This window comes from Streptacidiphilus sp. EB129, assembly GCF_041262645.1.
GTDB lineage: Bacteria > Actinomycetota > Actinomycetes > Streptomycetales > Streptomycetaceae > Streptacidiphilus.
Genome location: NZ_JBGCCS010000005.1, coordinates 210,428 through 226,933 on the forward strand (window position 1 = coordinate 210,428; position 16,506 = coordinate 226,933).

Consider the following 16,506-nt stretch of genomic DNA (forward strand, 5'->3'; position numbering starts at 1 on the left):
TCTAGTTTTGACCGATCTGGCTTGGAATATCCAGGCTCTTTGCCCGTCTCGCCGGGCGGAAACTCACCCCGCCCGGCCCGGCCAACGCCCTTCGGAGTGCGCCATGACCACCACCGTCCCCCATCTGCTGGGCAACTTCGCCCCCGTCCCCGACGAACTCACCGTCACCGAACTGTCCGTCACTGGTTCCATACCGCCCGAACTGGCCGGCTGGTACCTGCGCAATGGGCCCAACCCGCGCGAAGCCGCCTCCGCGCACTGGTTCCTGGGCGACGGCATGGTCCACGGCGTGCGACTGGAGGGCGGGAGGGCCACGTCCTACCGCAATCGCTGGGTCCGAACGGCCACCTTCACGCGCGGCGCCCGCCCGTACGACGACCACGGCAATCACGACCTGACCGCCGGCGTCGCCAACACCCACGTCGTGCGGCACGCGGGGCGCACGCTGGCCCTGGTCGAGTCCGCCTATCCTTACGAACTCGACCTCCGGCCCGGGCGCGAGCTTGAAACCATCGGCGCCTACGACTTCAACGGGCGCCTGCAGACCCCGATGACCGCCCACCCCAAGACCTGCCCCACCACCGGCGAACTGCACTTCTTCGGCTACGGCGGCCTGACCGCCCCCTATCTGACCTATCATCGAGCGGACGCGACAGGTGAACTGACGGTCAGTCGCCCCATCCAAGTACCCGCGCACACGATGATGCACGACTTCCAGCTCACCTCCGCGCACGTGGTCTTCATGGACCTGCCGGTCGTCTTCGACCTGGCCAAGGCCAAGGCGGGCGCTGCCGGCATGCCCTACACCTGGACACCCGACTACGGTGCCCGCCTCGGCGTCCTGCGCCGCGACGATCCCCACGGCACCGTGCGCTGGTTCGAGATCCAGCCCTGCTACGTCTTCCACACCCTGGGTGCGCACGAGGAGGCGGCCGGGCAGCGACTGGTCCTGCACGTCATCCGCTGGGACAAACTGGGCGACGGTGTGGACGTCAACGGCCACGGGTCACTGTGGCGCTGGACCATCGACCTTGCTGCAGGGGTGGTTCATGAGGAGCAACTGGACGACCGAAGCACCGAGTTCCCCCGCATCGATGACCGCCTCACCGGCCTTCACTACGGTCACGGCCACACCAGCACCGCGAAAGGCCCCGGCGGCGGCGCGATCCACCGCTACGACCTCGGTGCGAACACTGTCGCCAGCCACCTCTTCGGCCCGGGTCGCACACCCGGCGAGGCCTCGTTCGTCCCCGCCGACGACAGGCCGGGAGGCCCCGGCTGGCTGATGGCGTATGTCCACGACGCCGCCACCGATCGCAGTGATCTGGTCATCCTGGACGCCGACAACCTCACCGGCCCCCCGGTCGCCACCGTTCACCTGCCCCGACGCGTTCCCTCCGGCTTCCACGGCAACTGGCTCCCCGACGTCGATGTACTGACATTCCAGTATTGACAGGTTGAATCCGGACCTTCTAGATTTGACATGTCAAGGCAGGAGCCTTGCGAGGAGCCTCAAGGAGTACGTCATGTCGTACCTGCGCACCTTCGCCCCGTGGATCGTTTATGCCGTCATCCCCTCGGCGAACTGGAACTGGGGCTCGCTGGCCGCTCTGCTCGTCGCCCTCCTGGTCGTCGCCCGGCAGACGAGCGCCGGCCGGACCCTGGACGCACAGATCATCGAGATCGGCTCCGCCGTCTTCTTCGCCGCGATGACCGTGCTCGCCTTTGCGGACCCGCACACCGCGCTGCACCCCTACGCGCCGGCGCTCTCGTCGACCGCGCTGGCCGTGATCGCCGGAGCCTCACTGGCCGCCGGGCGCCCGTTCACCCTCGGCATCGCCAAACAGAGCACCCCGCGCGAGTTCTGGGACCAGCCGCTCTTCATCCGCACCAATGTCGTCATCACCGCCGTCTGGACGGCGAGCTTCGTGATCGGCGCCATCACGCTCGCCGCTGTCGCTCACGACTCGACCACGCGGACCGTCGTCCAGATCGCCGCGTTCGTCGCCCCGGCGACCTTCACGATCCACTACTCCCGTCGCATCCAGGCCAAGGCTGCCGCGCTCCGCGGCCTGGCCTCCTGACCCTCGCTCGTCGAACCCTCACCGGATCCCGGTCGGTCGGGCGTACGGGTGGTGGTTCGGGTGTTTGGCGGCGGCAGGCGGCCCCTCTCCGCGGTGCATGCTCTGAAAGAGGCGGAGTCGCAGGTCAGCGCGGGTTTGCTAGCACTCGATGACGTTGACGGCGAGGCCGCCGCGGCTGGTCTCCTTGTACTTGACCTTCATGTCGGCGCCATTCGATCATGGCTCTGACCAGGCATTTTGCTGCCTTTCCGGTGCTGGCGCCGGTCTCAGGGACTTGCCAGGGACAATTCGGCCGGCACCTGCTCAGCGATCGTGCGGAAGCGCCGGGCTGGTGACCGGGACGACGGTCAGGAGTGTCTCCAGGCCCTTGAAGTCGTCGGGGTTGGTGGTGAACAGAGGGAGGTCCTCGGCGATGGCGATGGCGGCGATCATCAGGTCGGCCACACGCCTCCGCGGTTTCCGCCCCGCGCCGATCACGGCAGCACAGATCCGGCCGTAGATGCGTGCTGCCTCGGTGTCGAAGGTGATGGGATCGAACTCGTTCTCGGCGCGTTGGAGGACGTCGAGCCGGCGGGCCCGCTCCGCGTATTCGTCGTAGTCGCCCTGCTCCTCGTTCCGCCGGACCTCGTGCGGTCCGGCGGAGAGTTCTGCCAGCGTGATTGCGCTGATGGCCATCTCAACCGGCAACTCGGCCGGGTCCACCCATCGACGCAGGATCATGATGTTGGTGTCGAGCAGACCCCGCTCATGCTCAACGGGCATAGGGATCGTCCGTCTCCTGTGCAGCGGTGGCGTCCTGATCTGCCCGGAAGGCATCCAGTGAGATGTCGGGTGCGCTTCGCGACATCGCGGCGAACTCGGCTCGGGGAACGAAGCGCCGACGGCGCTTCAACGGGATCAGCTCCCCGATCCGGTGGCCGTCACGAGTGACGGTGAAGGACTGGCCCGCCTCGACGGCATCCATGATCTCTCTCGACCTGCTGCGCAGGTCTCGCTGGGTGATCTCCGGTTGCGCTGTCATGCCACCAGGCTACCGGTGCGTGCCACGCGGTGCTACAGGGTTGCACCTGGTTCGGCTACAGGGCATGGGGCATGTTCGACAGCAGGTCACCTCCTGGAGCTCGATGTTTCAGCACTCGATGACGTTGACCCAGGTGTGGATGCACGGGCGTCGGCGGAGGCCGAGTCGCACTGTCGGCGCCTGTGCCTCGCAGCGGCGCCCCCAGCGCGCGTGCTGCTCGCTGGAGTGGAGGCCAGCTGCCAGGAGCTCCCACAGAAGTTGCTGGCCACAGCGCAGAGCAGGAGGAGCCGATGAGCGCACAGCCCACCGAGGCGTACGGCGCGCATCCCCGGACGCAGGACGAGATCGGGGCCGCGCTGCCGCCTTCCCAGCGGATGGCTTTCTATCGCGACATGGGGTCTGCCAATGAGGATGAGATCGCGGGTGTGTTGCGTCGCTGGCGGCTGCGGCTGGCGATTTACAACAACGCTTCTGAAGCCGGTTGCGTCTTGGGACACGGGCTGACTGGAACCGGTGAGACCAGAAACCCCTGGTCAGTGTGCTGCTGACCAGGGGTTCGCCAGGGACTTTTCAGGGACCTTTTGCTGTGCGAGCAGGAAATGCCCTGACAGTCCCGAAAGGGAGAAGGTTGCAGGTCAGGGGTTGTTCGACTAGCACTCGATGACGTTGACCGCGAGGCCGCCGCGGCTGGTCTCCTTGTACTTGACCTTCATGTCGGCGCCGGTCTCCTTCATGGTCTTGATGGCCTTGTCGAGGGAGACGTGGTGGCGGCCGTCGCCGCGCAGGGACATGCGGGCGGCGGTGATGGCCTTGACCGAGGCCATGCCGTTGCGCTCGATGCAGGGGATCTGGACCAGGCCGCCGACCGGGTCGCAGGTCAGGCCGAGGTTGTGCTCGATGCCGATCTCGGCGGCGTTCTCGACCTGCTCGGGGGTGCCGCCCAGCACCTCGGCGAGGCCGCCGGCGGCCATGGAGCAGGCGGAGCCGACCTCGCCCTGGCAGCCGACCTCGGCGCCGGAGATGGAGGCGTTCTCCTTGAAGAGCATGCCGATGGCGCCGGCCGTCAGCATGAAGCGGACGATGCCGTCGTCGTCGGCGCCCGGGATGAAGTTCAGGTAGTAGTGCAGGACCGCCGGGATGATCCCGGCCGCGCCGTTGGTGGGGGCGGTGACGACCCGGCCGCCGGCCGCGTTCTCCTCGTTCACGGCCATCGCGTAGAGGGTGACCCACTCCATCGCGTTGGCCGGGCCGATGCCCTCGACCCGCATGGCGCGGGCCGCGGTGGCCGCACGGCGGCGCACCTTGAGGCCGCCGGGGAGTATGCCCTCGTGGTTCATGCCGTTGCGCACGCACTCCTGCATGACCTGCCAGATCGCCAGCAGTCCGCTGCGGATCTCCTCCTCGGTGCGCCAGGCCTTCTCGTTCTCCAGCATCAGCGACGAGACCGACAGGCCGGTCTCGTTGGCCAGCCGCAGCAGCTCCGCGCCGGTACGGAAGGGGTACTTCAGCACCTTGTCGTCGGGCTTGACCCGGTTCGCGCCGATGGCGTCCTCGTCCACCACGAAGCCGCCGCCGACCGAGTAGTAGGTCTTCTCCAGCACCGGTACCCCGGCCGCGTCGTAGGCGCACATGGTCATCCCGTTCGCGTGGTACGGGAGGGACCGGCGGCGGTGCAGGATCAGCTGGGTGTCCGGGTCGAAGGCGATCTCGTGGACGCCGAGCAGCGAGAGCCGCTTGCCGGCCTTGATCCGGTCCACGTCCAGGTCCGCCTGCGTGATGTCGACGGTGCGCGGCGAGTTGCCCTCCAGGCCGAGCAGGACCGCCTTGGGGGTGCCGTGGCCGTGCCCGGTCGCGCCCAGCGAGCCGAACAGCTCGGCCCGGACCGTGGCGGTCGAGGCCAGCAGGCCCTCGGACTTCAGCCGCCGGGCGAACATCCGGGCCGCGCGCATCGGTCCGACGGTGTGCGAGCTGGAGGGCCCGATGCCGATGGAGAAGAGGTCGAAGACGCTGATGGCCACGGGAGACGCCCTTGTCTGGGTGGGTGGTGAGGGACGGCGATGACGAGGGTGGGGTGTGGGTGCCCCGTCGTCGGGAGGCGGTGGTGCGGTGCGCCGGTGGTGATGCGGTGCGGCAGTGCAGACGAGGGGGCACCGGCTCACTGTCCAGTGTGCTCGGTGCCCCGTCGAAGGGAGCGGTACGGACGGGTGACGTCACTCACCGCTCACGGAAACGCAACCCGCTGTCGGCCTGATGGAGGCCTACAGGTCCGGGTAGAGCGGGTACTTCTCGGTGAGCGCGGTGACCCGGGCGGCCAGGGCGGCGCGCTTGGGCTCGTCGAAGGCCGGCTTGAGGGTCTCCGCGATGATGTCGGCGACCTCGGTGAAGTCCTCGGCGACGAAACCGCGGGTGGCCAGCGCCGGGGCGCCGATCCGCAGGCCGGAGGTGACCATCGGGGGGCGCGGGTCGAAGGGCACGGCGTTGCGGTTGACGGTGATGCCCACCGAGTGCAGCCGGTCCTCGGCCTGCTGGCCGTCCAGCTCGGACTTGCGCAGGTCCACCAGCACCAGGTGCACGTCGGTGCCGCCGGAGAGCACCGAGACGCCGGCCTCGGTGGCGTCCGCGCGGGTGAGCCGCTCGGCGAGGATCTTCGCGCCTTCCAGGGTGCGCTGCTGGCGCTCCTTGAACTCCTCCGAGGCGGCGACCTTGAAGGACACCGCCTTGGCGGCGATCACGTGCTCCAGCGGACCGCCCTGCTGGCCGGGGAAGACCGCGGAGTTGATCTTCTTGGCGTACTCGGCCTTGGAGAGGATCACACCGCCGCGCGGGCCGCCCAGGGTCTTGTGGGTGGTCGTGGTGACCACGTCCGCGTAGGGCACCGGCGAGGGGTGCAGCCCGGCGGCGACCAGGCCGGCGAAGTGGGCCATGTCCACCATCAGCAGCGCGCCCACCGAGTCGGCGATGCGGCGGAAGGCGGCGAAGTCCAGCTGGCGCGGGTAGGCGGACCAGCCGGCGATGATCAGCTGCGGCTGGTGCTCCTTGGCCAGGCGCTCGACCTCGTCCATGTCGACCAGGTTGGTCTCGGCGTCGACGTGGTAGGCGGCCACGTTGTAGAGCTTGCCCGAGAAGTTGATCTTCATGCCGTGGGTCAGGTGCCCGCCGTGGGCCAGGTCCAGGCCCAGGATGGTGTCGCCCGGCTTGATCAGCGCGAACATCGCGGCGGCGTTGGCCGAGGCGCCCGAGTGCGGCTGGACGTTCGCGGCCTCGGCGCCGAACAGCGCCTTGACCCGGTCGATGGCCAGCTGCTCGACCACGTCGACGTGCTCGCAGCCGCCGTAGTAGCGCCGGCCGGGGTAGCCCTCGGCGTACTTGTTGGTCAGCACGGAGCCCTGCGCCTCAAGGACCGCCACCGGGGCGAAGTTCTCGGAGGCGATCATCTCCAGGGTGGACTGCTGGCGGTGCAGCTCGGCGTCGACCGCCGCCGCGACCTCGGGGTCCAGGGTGTGCAGGGACTGGTTCAGAACCGTCATGGTGTGTATCCCCTAGGCAGAGATGTCAGGCGCCGGTGTGCGCGGCGTACTCGTCGGCGGACAGCAGGCCCTCGGGGGTGCCGTCGAGGCGGATCTTGAACAGCCAGCCCTCGGTGAAGGGGGCGGAGTTCACCAGGGCGGGGTCGTCCACGACGGCCTGGTTGGCCTCGACGATCTCACCGGTCGCGGGGGAGTAGAGGTCGCTGACCGACTTGGTCGACTCCAGCTCGCCGCAGGTCTCGCCTGCCGTCACGGTCTGGCCGACCTCGGGGAGCTGCACGTAGACCACGTCACCGAGGGCGTCGGCGGCGAAGGCGGTGATGCCCACGGTGGCGACACCGTCCTCGAGGGCGGTCAGCCACTCGTGTTCCTTGCTGTACGTGAGGTGCTGGGGGTTGCTCATGGCGTCGATTCTCCAGGATGGGATGCGGGTACGGCGAAACGGCCCCCCGGAGGGGGCGGTGCGGGGCGGAGCCGGCGGGGCTCGGCGTCGGCTGACCCGCGTCAGCGGGCCTGCGTCAGCAGGACTGCGTCCGCGGGAGTCGCCTCAGCGGGCGTGATTCAGCGGGCTCGCTTGTAGAACGGCAGCGCCACGACCTCGACCGGCTCGTGGGTGCCGCGGACGTCCACCGCGACCGTGCCGCCCGGGGTGGCGTGCGCCGCGTCCACGTACGCCATCGCGATCGGCTTGCCCAGGGTGGGGGAGGGGGCGCCGGAGGTGATCGAGCCGATGACCGTGCCCGCGCCGTCCGCGGTGACCACGTTCATCTCGGCGCGCGGCACCCGGCGTCCGGGGGAGACCAGACCGACCAGCACCCGCGGAGGGGTGGCGGCGGCCTGCTCGGCGGCCTTCTCCAGCGCCGCGCGGCCGACGAACGCGCCGTCGTTGCTCGTCTTGTCGAACCGGACCACCCGGCCCAGGCCGGCGTCGAAGGGGGTCAGCGAGGTGCTGAGCTCGTGCCCGTACAGCGGCATGCCCGCCTCCAGGCGCAGCGTGTCGCGGCAGGAGAGGCCGCAGGGGATCAGACCCGCGTCGGCGCCGGCGGCGGACAGTGTGGTCCACACGTGCTCGGCGTCGTCCGGGGCCAGGAACAGCTCGAAGCCGTCCTCACCGGTGTAGCCGGTACGGGCCAGCAGCGCGGGGCGGCCGGCCACGGTGGCGGGCAGCGCGGTGTAGTACTTCAGCCCGGGCAGGTCCGCCTCGGTCAGCGGGGCCAGGATCGCGGTGGCCTGCGGACCCTGGATCGCGATCAGCGCGTAGGCGTCGCGGTCGTCGCGCACCACCGCGTCGAAACCGGCCGCCCGGGCCGTCAGCTCGTCCAGCACCAGCTGGGCGTTGGAGGCGTTGGCGACGACCAGGAACTCCTCCGCACCGGTGCGGTAGACGATCAGGTCGTCCAGGATGCCGCCGTCGGCCGCGCAGATCATGGTGTAGCGGGCGCGGTTCAGGTCCAGTGCGGAGACGAAGCCGACCAGCGAGTAGTCGAGCAGCTCGGCGGCCTGCGGCCCGGTGACGGTGATCTCGCCCATGTGCGAGAGGTCGAACAGTCCGGCCCTGGTGCGGACGGCGAGGTGCTCCTCGCGCTCGCTGCCGTAGCGCAGCGGCATGTCCCAGCCGGCGAAGTCGGTCATGGTCGCGCCGAGGGCCCGATGGACGGCGTCCAGGGCGGTGAGGCGGAGGTCTGCGTTCTCAGCTGACATCGGTGGTGCTCCTCGTGCTCTCTCAAGGAAGGCATGCTGCGGCAGGGGCTCCCCCTCTGTCGTCGCAACCTGAGAGCTTCACCGCGTCGGACCGCTCCACAGGGAGCAGGGACGCGGCTTGCACCGTGGGTGGGGCATGGCAGCGGGCGAGCCGCGGCGGCATGACCGCTTTCCAGATCTGCCTAGCCCGTGCGGTATCTGTGCCTGAGAGATTCCGGGGAGGGCTTGCTCCTTCGGCGCCGACTGCAGTCCTGGTCCATGCGGACGGGGACTGGCCTGGCTCTCCCGCGCGGGGTCGATCGGCCGGTGTGGAGTTGTTGGTCGCGCTCATCATGGCACGCTGGGCGCGCCCCGCGCAGCACGCGTCCGGTGCTGCCGGCCCCGCGCGCCGACCCGCTGTCGCTATCCTGCGGCGTACCGGTACGCCGGTGGAACCCGCCGGGCGGTACCGGCAGGGCTTGGTGACGGGCAGCAGGGAACGGCGGTCACGCAGATGCAGTACCCCACGGACACCGCGGGCGATCCGGCCCAGAGCATGGCGGCCGCGAGCATGGCGGCCCAGAGCATGGCGGCCGCGAGCATTCCGGCACAGAGCGGCTGGCCGGCGAACGAGCTGGAGCAGGTGCTCACCGCCGCGATCGGCGACCCGGGGGCCACCCCGCGCGTGGTCGAGGTGCTGCGGCGCAGCCAGGTGTGGGTGCCGCTGCCGGGCGGTGGCGGGTACGACGGGGCGACCCTGGAGCTGCCCACCACCGAACTGGCCGGCCAGCCCTTCGTGCCGGTGTTCAGCTCCGAGGAGCAGCTGCGCCGGATCGCCGGGCAGATGTCGTTCACCATCGCCCCGGTCCGCGAGCTGGCGCAGGGGATGCCGCTGGGCGTGGGCATCGTGGTCAATCCCGAGGGCGCGGTCGGCATCCCGATCCCGGCGACCGGGGTGGCCGAGCTCTGCGGCGGGCCGGTCGGCGGAGCCGGCGCGGGCACCGGCCCCGGGACGCCGGGAGCGCCGGCCGGCGCCCGGGTGGGTCTGCGGGAGCCCGGGCCGCACCAGGACCCGGTGGAGTTCCTCGCCGCCTGCGTCGGCGAACTCTGCCGCACGCCGCAGGTGCTGACGGCACGTCGGGCACTGGTGCAGGTCGAGGGCGAACCCGAGAAGCTGTTCGTCGGCGTCGAGCTGGACAGCTGGCGGCCGGAGGACCAGCAGGCGGCCACCGAGGCGCTGGGCCGCGCGCTCGGCGCGGTGCCGCTGCCCTGGGAGGTCGGGATCGTGCTGCTGGACGTGGCGCAGGATCCGCTGGGGGACTGGATGGTGGCCTCGGTGCCGCCGTTCTACGAGCGCGTCCCCCTCGGTCAGGGGACACTCGACCACTAGGGTGACAGTCGCCAGAGGACAGGGGACGCGACGCGGGGAGAGGTGGCAGTGGTCGAGGCAGCCGGCGGGGGCGCCATCGAGCGCGCGCTGCGGGAGGTGGCCCCGGGGCGGTTCGAGCCCTACGAGGGGTTGCTGCGGGCCGTCGCCGAGGGCTCGGTGTGGATGCTGCTGTGGCACGGCGAGCCCGGCCGCCCCGACGCCCAGTACGGGAACATGGAAGTCGGCGGATTCGGTTACGCACCGTGTGTGACCTCCGCCGAGCAGCTCGCCGCCAGCGGCTGGAGCCGGGCGCACCAGATCACCTCCGGACGTGAGATCGCCGCCTCGCTCTACCGCGAACGCTGGGGGCTGTGGCTGAACCCGCACCAGCCCGGCGGCGGCGTCGGCATCCCCTGGGCCGACCTGCGCCGGGTGGCCGGCGGCCTGGACCGGCTGCCGGCCGGGCCGCTGACGATCGGCGAGCCGCCGGTCGCCGCCGACCAGTTCTACGCCCTGCTCAACCAGGCCGCCCAGGGCACCGCGGCGGTCCGATCGCTGCGCCGGGGCTGGGTCCAGCCCGCCTGGGGCAGCCCGTATCTGGTGATCGGTCTGGATTTGTACGATTCCAGCCCGCCGGCGGTGGAGTCGGTCCGGCTGATGATGCAGCACGCCCTGCCCGGCGCGCCGCAGGGAGTCGCGGTCTCCACGGTGGCGATGTCGGACCCGTACGACCCGGTGGCGCTCTGGCTGCGGGTGCGCGCGATTCCGTTTTTCGACCGGGGTGTTTCCGGCGGCGGAGGGCGGCCCGGCTCCGGGTACGGCTACCCGCGGTTCTGAGAATCGTAAGAACGTCACTTGGCGGACGAATTGGGGCCGTCCCGAACGGGTGACACCGCTCCGAGTGGTGGCAGACGCGCGCCTGACCAGGATGAATGCGTTCTACCCGCGTTGACTCGGTCGCTCCGGGGCGATGTAACAGGCGTATGAAGAGCCGTATTCGCAGGTCTCGGGCGTGTATCGGTGCAGATCACGGTTATGCAACCTTTAGGTGGGGGGTCTGGCGGAGCCTCTGTCGGGTGTTGAAGAGTGGCGCCGCGAAGTGGTGAGCCGAGGGCGCCTCACACGCTGTAGCCAGACAGTGGTGAAGCCCCCGTCCAACCGGACGATGTCGGCCCCCATGACGGCTTGCTTTCCCGTGATCCTGTCCGACCGCCACCCCGGTTCCGGAGTGGTGGCCGGGCAGAGGCGGGAACCGGACACACACCAGCGTCCATCCTCGTTGCACCGCACCATGTTTCACCGCACCAAGGCACCACTGCATCACCAAGTCACCACCGCATCACGGCGCGCGACCGCACCGGGGACACCCGTATCCAGGGTTCCCCGGTTCACACGCACCTCTGCTTCAATGCTTCACCACTGCCCCGGCAGCGCACCACCCCGCACCACCGTTTCAACGCAGCACCGCACCACCCGTTTCAACGCATCACCGCACCACCGCACTTGACGTAGCACCACCGCAGCGTCGTTCCACCGCACTTGGCACCAACAGTGAACTGCGACCACGCCGGCCGGACCGGATCCTGGACAGGATTCCCGGACGGCGTGTCGACCGGGCACCGTGTGTCGGTCACCACCGGCTTGAGGGGTCTATCCACAAATGACTGCGCCACTTCACGACAGCGGAGCCGCGACATTGGAGGTTCCTGCCGACCCGGTCGCCGCACCCGCGAAGATTGTCGGGCGCTCGCCCGGACGAATCGCCTGGGAGCGCCTGAAGAGGGACAAACTCTCGCTGGTCGGCGGGGCGGTGGTGCTGCTGCTGATCCTGGTCGGCATCCTGGCGCCGGTGCTGTGCGGGATCGAGGGTCAGAACCCCGACGACTTCCACGCCAACCTGCTCAACACCGACCTCGGCTTCGGCATGCCGAACGGCCCGCTGAGCGGCATCAGCGGCTCGCACTGGCTGGGCCTGGAGCCGAGCACCGGCCGTGACATCTTCGCCCGCGTCGTCTACGGCGCGCAGATCTCGCTGATCGTCGCCTTCGGCGCGGCCGCTCTGGCCGTCGTCATCGGTGTGCTGCTGGGCATGGCGGCCGGCTTCCTCGGCGGCTGGGTCGACACCGTCGTCAGCCGCACCATGGACGTCCTGCTGTCCTTCCCGCAGCTGCTCTTCTCCATCGCACTGGTCTCGGTCGTCCCCGAGAAGCTCTTCGGGATGGGTGGAAGCGCACCACGCATCATGGTGCTGATCTTCGTGATCGGCTTCTTCGGCTGGCCCTACATCGGACGTATCGTCCGCGGCCAGACCCTCTCGCTGCGCGAACGCGAGTTCGTCGAGGCTGCTCAGAGCCTGGGCGCGGGCCGGGTGCACATCCTGCTCAAGGAACTGCTCCCGAACCTGGTCGCGCCGATCCTCGTCTACACGACGCTGATGATCCCGACCAACATCCTCAACGAGGCCGCGCTGAGCTTCCTCGGTGTCGGTGTGAAGCCGCCGACGCCCTCCTGGGGCCAGATGCTGTCGGACTCGATCCAGTACTACACGGTCGACCTGACGAACCTGCTGATCCCCGGCCTGGCGATCTTCGTGACCGTCCTCGCGTTCAACCTTTTCGGCGACGGGCTGCGTGACGCCCTGGACCCGAAGGGCAACTAGTTCGTCCGAACCCGGCGCCCAGGGCCTCGGGCACGGCATTTCACCACCCGACCAGTGCACACTCGCCTGGTCACTCCTCGGAGGTTGACACCCAGTGAACAAGCGAATTATGGCACTTGCGGCCGTTGGCGTCGTCGGGCTGATGACCGTGACCAGCGCCTGCAGCGGGAACGCGAACAGTACGACCGGCGGCGGCAGCAAGTCCACCGGTCCCACGTTCAACGCGGCTGCCACCAGCATCGTGAACCCTTCCACCAAGAAGGGTGGCACCCTCCACCTGCTGAGCACCCAGGACGTGGACTCGCTGGACACGGCGATCGCCTACTACGCCTTCGCGTGGAACCTCCAGCAGCTCTACGCCCGCACGCTGGTCGCCTACCCGATGAAGCCCGGTGCGGCCGGCCTGGCCCTGGCTCCCGACCTGGCGTCGGCCATGCCGACCATCTCGGCGGACGGCAAGACCTACACCTTCACCCTGCGAAGCGGTCTGAAGTTCGACGACGGTGACCCGATCACCTCCGCGGACATCAAGTACGGCATCGAGCGCACCTTCGCGCAGGACGTCCTGCCCGGCGGCCCGACGTACCTGATCGCGGACCTGGACGAGGGCCAGAACTACCCCGGCCCGTACAAGGACACCAGCCCGGTCGGCCTCAAGTCGGTGACCACCCCGGACGCCAACACGGTCGTCTTCAAGCTGGCCCAGCCCAACTCGGACTTCCTGTACCACCTGGCCATGGGTTCGGCCTCGCCGGTCGAGCAGAGCAAGGACACCGGCGCCAAGTACGCCCAGGCCCCCCAGTCCAGCGGTCCGTACAAGATCGCCTCCTATGTGGCGCAGAAGTCCATCAAGTTCGTCCGCAACCCCTACTGGGACCAGAGCACGGACCCGATCCGCGCCGCCCTGCCGGACGCGATCGACTTCACCATCGACACCAACGCCGATGACATCGACAGCCAGCTGCTGGCCGGCACCGCCGACATCGACGCGGGCCAGCGTGGCGTGCAGACCGCGGCCCAGGCGAAGATCCTGACCACCCCGTCGCTCAAGGCGAACACGGTCAACGCGCCCGAGAACACCATCCGCTACATCTCGATGCAGACGAAGGTCGCCCCCTTCGACAACGTCCACTGCCGCAAGGCCGTCGAGTACGCGGTGAGCGGCACCAACCAGCAGACCGCCCGTGGCGGCAAGTGGTCCGGCGCGCTGTCGCTGAACATGCTGCCCCCCACCACCCCGGGCTACGACGCGTACGACCCGTACAACCTGGCCGGCGGCCAGCCGCAGGTCGACAAGGCGAAGCAGGAGCTGGCCCTCTGCGGCAAGCCGAACGGCTTCAACACCGTCATCGCGGCCCGCAGCACCAGCCCGAAGGACGTCAAGCAGGCCGTCTCGCTGCAGAACGACCTGAAGCAGGTCGGCATCAACGCCGACATCTTCCAGTACGACGGCTCGAAGTCCAGCTCCACCGTCGGTGTCCCCGCGATCATGCACTCCAAGGGGATCGGCCTCAACGTCTTCGGCTGGGGCTCGGACTACCCGACCGCCTCGGGCTTCCTGGACGTGCTGGTCGACGGTCGCCAGATCCTGCCGGCCGGTAACAACAACTACTCCGAGATCAACGACCCGCAGATCCAGCAGTGGATCATCGACGCCCAGAACACGACCGACCCCAAGGTTGCCGCTCAGGACTACCAGAACGTCAACCACCGGGTCATGGACCTGGCGCTCTACTTCCCCGGTGTGGTCGAGCAGTCGCTCAACTACTTCAACCCGCGCCTGACCAACGTCATGTTCTCGGAGGAGCTGGGCATGATCAACTTCGCCGCCCTGGGTACCTCCGACGGCAAGTGATTTCACTTCACCTGTAAGTACAGCTAGACCGAAGGGCAGGTGAAGGCAGGCCGCGGTCGGCCGCCGACCCCACAAGGGAAGGCGGCCGGCCGGCGGCCGGCCGAGCGCAGTGCTTCTTTACCTCATCCGGCGACTCATGCACGTGGTCGTCATGCTGCTGGTGGTCTCCATGATCACTTTTGGCATCTTCTTCATGGTCCCGAAGCTCACCGGGACGGACCCCGTGATGCTCTACGTCGGCAAGAACGCCAACCCCGCGGCCATCGCCGGCCTCCGGGTCAAGCTGGGGTTCGACAAGCCGATCTACGAGCAGTACGGCCTCTACCTCAAGGGGATCGTCGCCGGTCGGCACTACGACAACGGGCCGGACAAGACCTTCTGCCCGGCTCCCTGCCTCGGTCTGTCCTCGCAGGACAGCCAGCCGGTGTGGCCCACGCTGACCAGTGCCTTCCCGGTCACCGCCTCACTGGCGGCGGGTGCCGCCGTGCTCTGGCTGATCGCCGGTGTCGGCACCGGCATCGTGTCCGCACTGCGCAAACGCAGCCTGCTCGACCGGGTCACCATGATGACCGCACTCGCGGGCGTCTCGCTCCCGGTCTACTTCACCGGCCTGGTCAGCTCGGCCATCGTGGTCTACAAGCTGAACTGGCTGCCCAACTCGGGGAACATCAGCTTCACGGCGGATCCATGGCTGTGGTTCCAGGGGATGCTGCTTCCATGGATCACCCTGGCGTTCCTGTTCGCGGCGACCTATGCCCGGCTCACCCGCGCCACCATGCTCGACGTGATGGGCGAGGACTACATCCGCACCGCCCGCGCCAAGGGCCTGAGTGAACGGGTCGTGGTCGGGAAGCACGCGATGCGCTCCACGCTGACCCCCATCCTCACCATCTTCGGTATGGACCTCGGCGGCCTGCTCGGCGGCGCGATCCTCACCGAGAACGTGTTCAACCTTCGTGGCCTGGGCTTCTGGGCGCTGGAGGGGATCCAGAAGAGCGACCTGCCCATGATCATGGGCGTCACGCTCTTCGCCGCCTTCTTCATCGTTCTGGCCAACCTGATCGTCGACCTGCTGTACGCGGTCGTCGACCCCCGTGTGAGGCTCGCATGAAAATCCGCAAGAACGCCTCCGCGACCGACGGCGCGGCGAGCGCCGTACAGACCGCAGACGCCGACGGCGCGGCGCTGGTCGAGCTGGCCACCCCCGCCGTCACGCTGGGCCCGCCGGCCGAGTTCCTCTCCGTGCGCGACCTGAGGGTGCACTTCCCCACCGACGACGGCCTGGTCAAGTCGGTGGACGGGCTCAGCTTCTCGCTGGAGCGCGGCAAGACCCTCGGCATCGTGGGCGAGTCGGGCTCCGGCAAGTCGGTCACCTCGCTGTCGATCATGGGTCTGCACCGTGCGGCCGGCAAGACCCGCGGCGCCCGGATGTCCGGCGAGATCTGGCTGGACGGCCAGGAGCTGATCTCCTCCTCCCCGGAGGAGGTCCGCAAGCTGCGCGGCAAGCAGATGGCGATGATCTTCCAGGATCCGCTGACCGCGATGCACCCCTTCTACACGATCGGTCAGCAGATCATCGAGGCCTACCGGGTGCACCACCCGCAGGCCAGCAAGAAGGCGGCCCGCGACCACGCGATCCAGATGCTGGACCGGGTCGGCATCCCGCAGCCGGACAAGCGCGTGGACGACCACCCGCACCAGTTCTCCGGCGGGATGCGGCAGCGCGCGATGATCGCGATGGCGCTGTCCAACGACCCCTCGCTGCTGATCGCGGACGAGCCCACCACCGCTCTGGACGTCACCGTCCAGGCGCAGATCCTGGACCTGATCCGAGACCTGCAGCAGGAGTTCGGCTCGGCCGTCATCATCATCACGCACGACCTCGGCGTGGTCGCCGAGCTGGCCGACGACATCCTGGTGATGTACGGCGGCCGGTGCGTGGAGAAGGGTCCGGCGGACCAGATCTTCACCAACCCGGAGCACCCCTACACCTGGGGCCTGCTCGGCTCGATGCCCCGCATCGACCGGGAGATCCAGGAGCGGCTGATCCCGGTCCAGGGCAACCCGCCCAGCCTGATCAACCTGCCGACGGGCTGCGCCTTCCACCCGCGCTGCCCGTACGCGGACCGCACCGGCGGACGGTCCCAGACCGAGGTCCCGGAGCTGGTGCAGACCGCCGACTCCCACCTGGCCGCCTGCCACATGGACCTGGAGACCCGGCACCAGATCTTCACCGACGAGATCCAGCCCCGGCTCTAGCAGCACCTCGGTTTCGGTCCCGTCCGCCACGAACGGACGGGACCGGGCCCCG

Annotated in this window: 15 protein-coding genes and 1 riboswitch; of the genes, 9 read left to right on the forward strand and 6 right to left on the reverse strand. The window is 69.0% G+C overall.

Features of this window, described 5'->3' with window-relative positions:
- The first annotated feature begins 103 nt into the window (after positions 1 to 103).
- Both ABH925_RS08735 and ABH925_RS08740 read left to right on the forward strand, forming a co-directional pair.
- The gene (locus tag ABH925_RS08735; protein ID WP_370146605.1) at positions 104 to 1,453 is read left to right on the forward strand and encodes a carotenoid oxygenase family protein; all 1,350 of its coding nucleotides are present in this window, start codon (positions 104 to 106) and stop codon (positions 1,451 to 1,453) included.
- 73 nt (positions 1,454 to 1,526) lie between these two features.
- On the forward strand, positions 1,527 to 2,084 hold the full coding sequence (locus ABH925_RS08740) for a hypothetical protein (protein WP_370146609.1): 558 nt from the start codon (positions 1,527 to 1,529) through the stop codon (positions 2,082 to 2,084).
- A gap of 303 nt (positions 2,085 to 2,387) precedes the next feature.
- Here the strand turns inward: ABH925_RS08740 and ABH925_RS08745 are convergent, their stop codons facing one another.
- Entirely contained in the window at positions 2,388 to 2,846 is a 459-nt protein-coding gene (locus ABH925_RS08745) for a type II toxin-antitoxin system VapC family toxin (RefSeq protein ID WP_370146613.1), read from the reverse strand.
- Positions 2,836 to 3,105 (reverse strand): type II toxin-antitoxin system Phd/YefM family antitoxin, encoded by a 270-nt coding sequence (locus ABH925_RS08750; protein WP_370146615.1) that lies wholly within the window; start codon positions 3,103 to 3,105, stop codon positions 2,836 to 2,838. Before ABH925_RS08750 ends, ABH925_RS08745 begins: the two co-directional genes overlap by 11 nt.
- A 290-nt stretch (positions 3,106 to 3,395) precedes the next feature.
- Here ABH925_RS08750 and ABH925_RS08755 point away from each other — a divergent pair, with 290 nt between their 5' ends.
- Positions 3,396 to 3,653, forward strand: a complete 258-nt coding sequence (locus tag ABH925_RS08755) for a hypothetical protein (protein WP_370146616.1) — start codon at positions 3,396 to 3,398, stop codon at positions 3,651 to 3,653.
- Positions 3,654 to 3,755: 102 nt separating this feature from the next.
- On the opposite strand, the gene ABH925_RS08760 is transcribed toward ABH925_RS08755, so the two are convergent.
- The 4 genes from ABH925_RS08760 to gcvT form a co-directional block, all read right to left on the reverse strand.
- Complete coding sequence (locus ABH925_RS08760; RefSeq protein ID WP_370146618.1) at positions 3,756 to 5,123, reverse strand: L-serine ammonia-lyase; 1,368 nt, start codon at positions 5,121 to 5,123, stop codon at positions 3,756 to 3,758.
- A 240-nt stretch (positions 5,124 to 5,363) separates the two neighbouring features.
- A complete protein-coding gene (gene glyA, locus ABH925_RS08765; RefSeq protein ID WP_370146621.1) occupies positions 5,364 to 6,632 on the reverse strand; it encodes a serine hydroxymethyltransferase in 1,269 nt (422 codons plus the stop codon).
- 25 nt (positions 6,633 to 6,657) lie between these two features.
- Positions 6,658 to 7,035, reverse strand: a complete 378-nt coding sequence (gene gcvH, locus ABH925_RS08770) for a glycine cleavage system protein GcvH (protein WP_370146622.1) — start codon at positions 7,033 to 7,035, stop codon at positions 6,658 to 6,660.
- A 158-nt stretch (positions 7,036 to 7,193) separates the two neighbouring features.
- The gene (gene gcvT, locus ABH925_RS08775) at positions 7,194 to 8,333 is read right to left on the reverse strand and encodes a glycine cleavage system aminomethyltransferase GcvT (protein ID WP_370146624.1); all 1,140 of its coding nucleotides are present in this window, start codon (positions 8,331 to 8,333) and stop codon (positions 7,194 to 7,196) included.
- 182 nt (positions 8,334 to 8,515) lie between these two features.
- Positions 8,516 to 8,631: riboswitch (glycine riboswitch) on the reverse strand.
- A 195-nt stretch (positions 8,632 to 8,826) separates the two neighbouring features.
- Between gcvT and ABH925_RS08780 the strand changes: the two genes are divergently transcribed.
- The 6 genes from ABH925_RS08780 (at position 8,827) to ABH925_RS08805 (ending at position 16,454) form a co-directional block, all read left to right on the forward strand.
- A complete protein-coding gene (locus ABH925_RS08780; protein WP_370146626.1) occupies positions 8,827 to 9,702 on the forward strand; it encodes an enhanced serine sensitivity protein SseB in 876 nt (291 codons plus the stop codon).
- Positions 9,703 to 9,744: 42 nt separating this feature from the next.
- On the forward strand, positions 9,745 to 10,518 hold the full coding sequence (locus tag ABH925_RS08785; protein WP_370146627.1) for an enhanced serine sensitivity protein SseB C-terminal domain-containing protein: 774 nt from the start codon (positions 9,745 to 9,747) through the stop codon (positions 10,516 to 10,518).
- An 823-nt stretch (positions 10,519 to 11,341) separates the two neighbouring features.
- A complete protein-coding gene (locus ABH925_RS08790) occupies positions 11,342 to 12,340 on the forward strand; it encodes an ABC transporter permease (RefSeq protein WP_370146629.1) in 999 nt (332 codons plus the stop codon).
- 94 nt (positions 12,341 to 12,434) lie between these two features.
- The gene (locus tag ABH925_RS08795) at positions 12,435 to 14,195 is read left to right on the forward strand and encodes an ABC transporter substrate-binding protein (RefSeq protein ID WP_370146630.1); all 1,761 of its coding nucleotides are present in this window, start codon (positions 12,435 to 12,437) and stop codon (positions 14,193 to 14,195) included.
- 109 nt (positions 14,196 to 14,304) lie between these two features.
- Positions 14,305 to 15,306 (forward strand): ABC transporter permease, encoded by a 1,002-nt coding sequence (locus ABH925_RS08800; RefSeq protein WP_370146633.1) that lies wholly within the window; start codon positions 14,305 to 14,307, stop codon positions 15,304 to 15,306.
- Complete coding sequence (locus ABH925_RS08805) at positions 15,303 to 16,454, forward strand: ABC transporter ATP-binding protein (RefSeq protein ID WP_370146634.1); 1,152 nt, start codon at positions 15,303 to 15,305, stop codon at positions 16,452 to 16,454. Before ABH925_RS08800 ends, ABH925_RS08805 begins: the two co-directional genes overlap by 4 nt.
- Positions 16,455 to 16,506 lie beyond the last annotated feature (52 nt).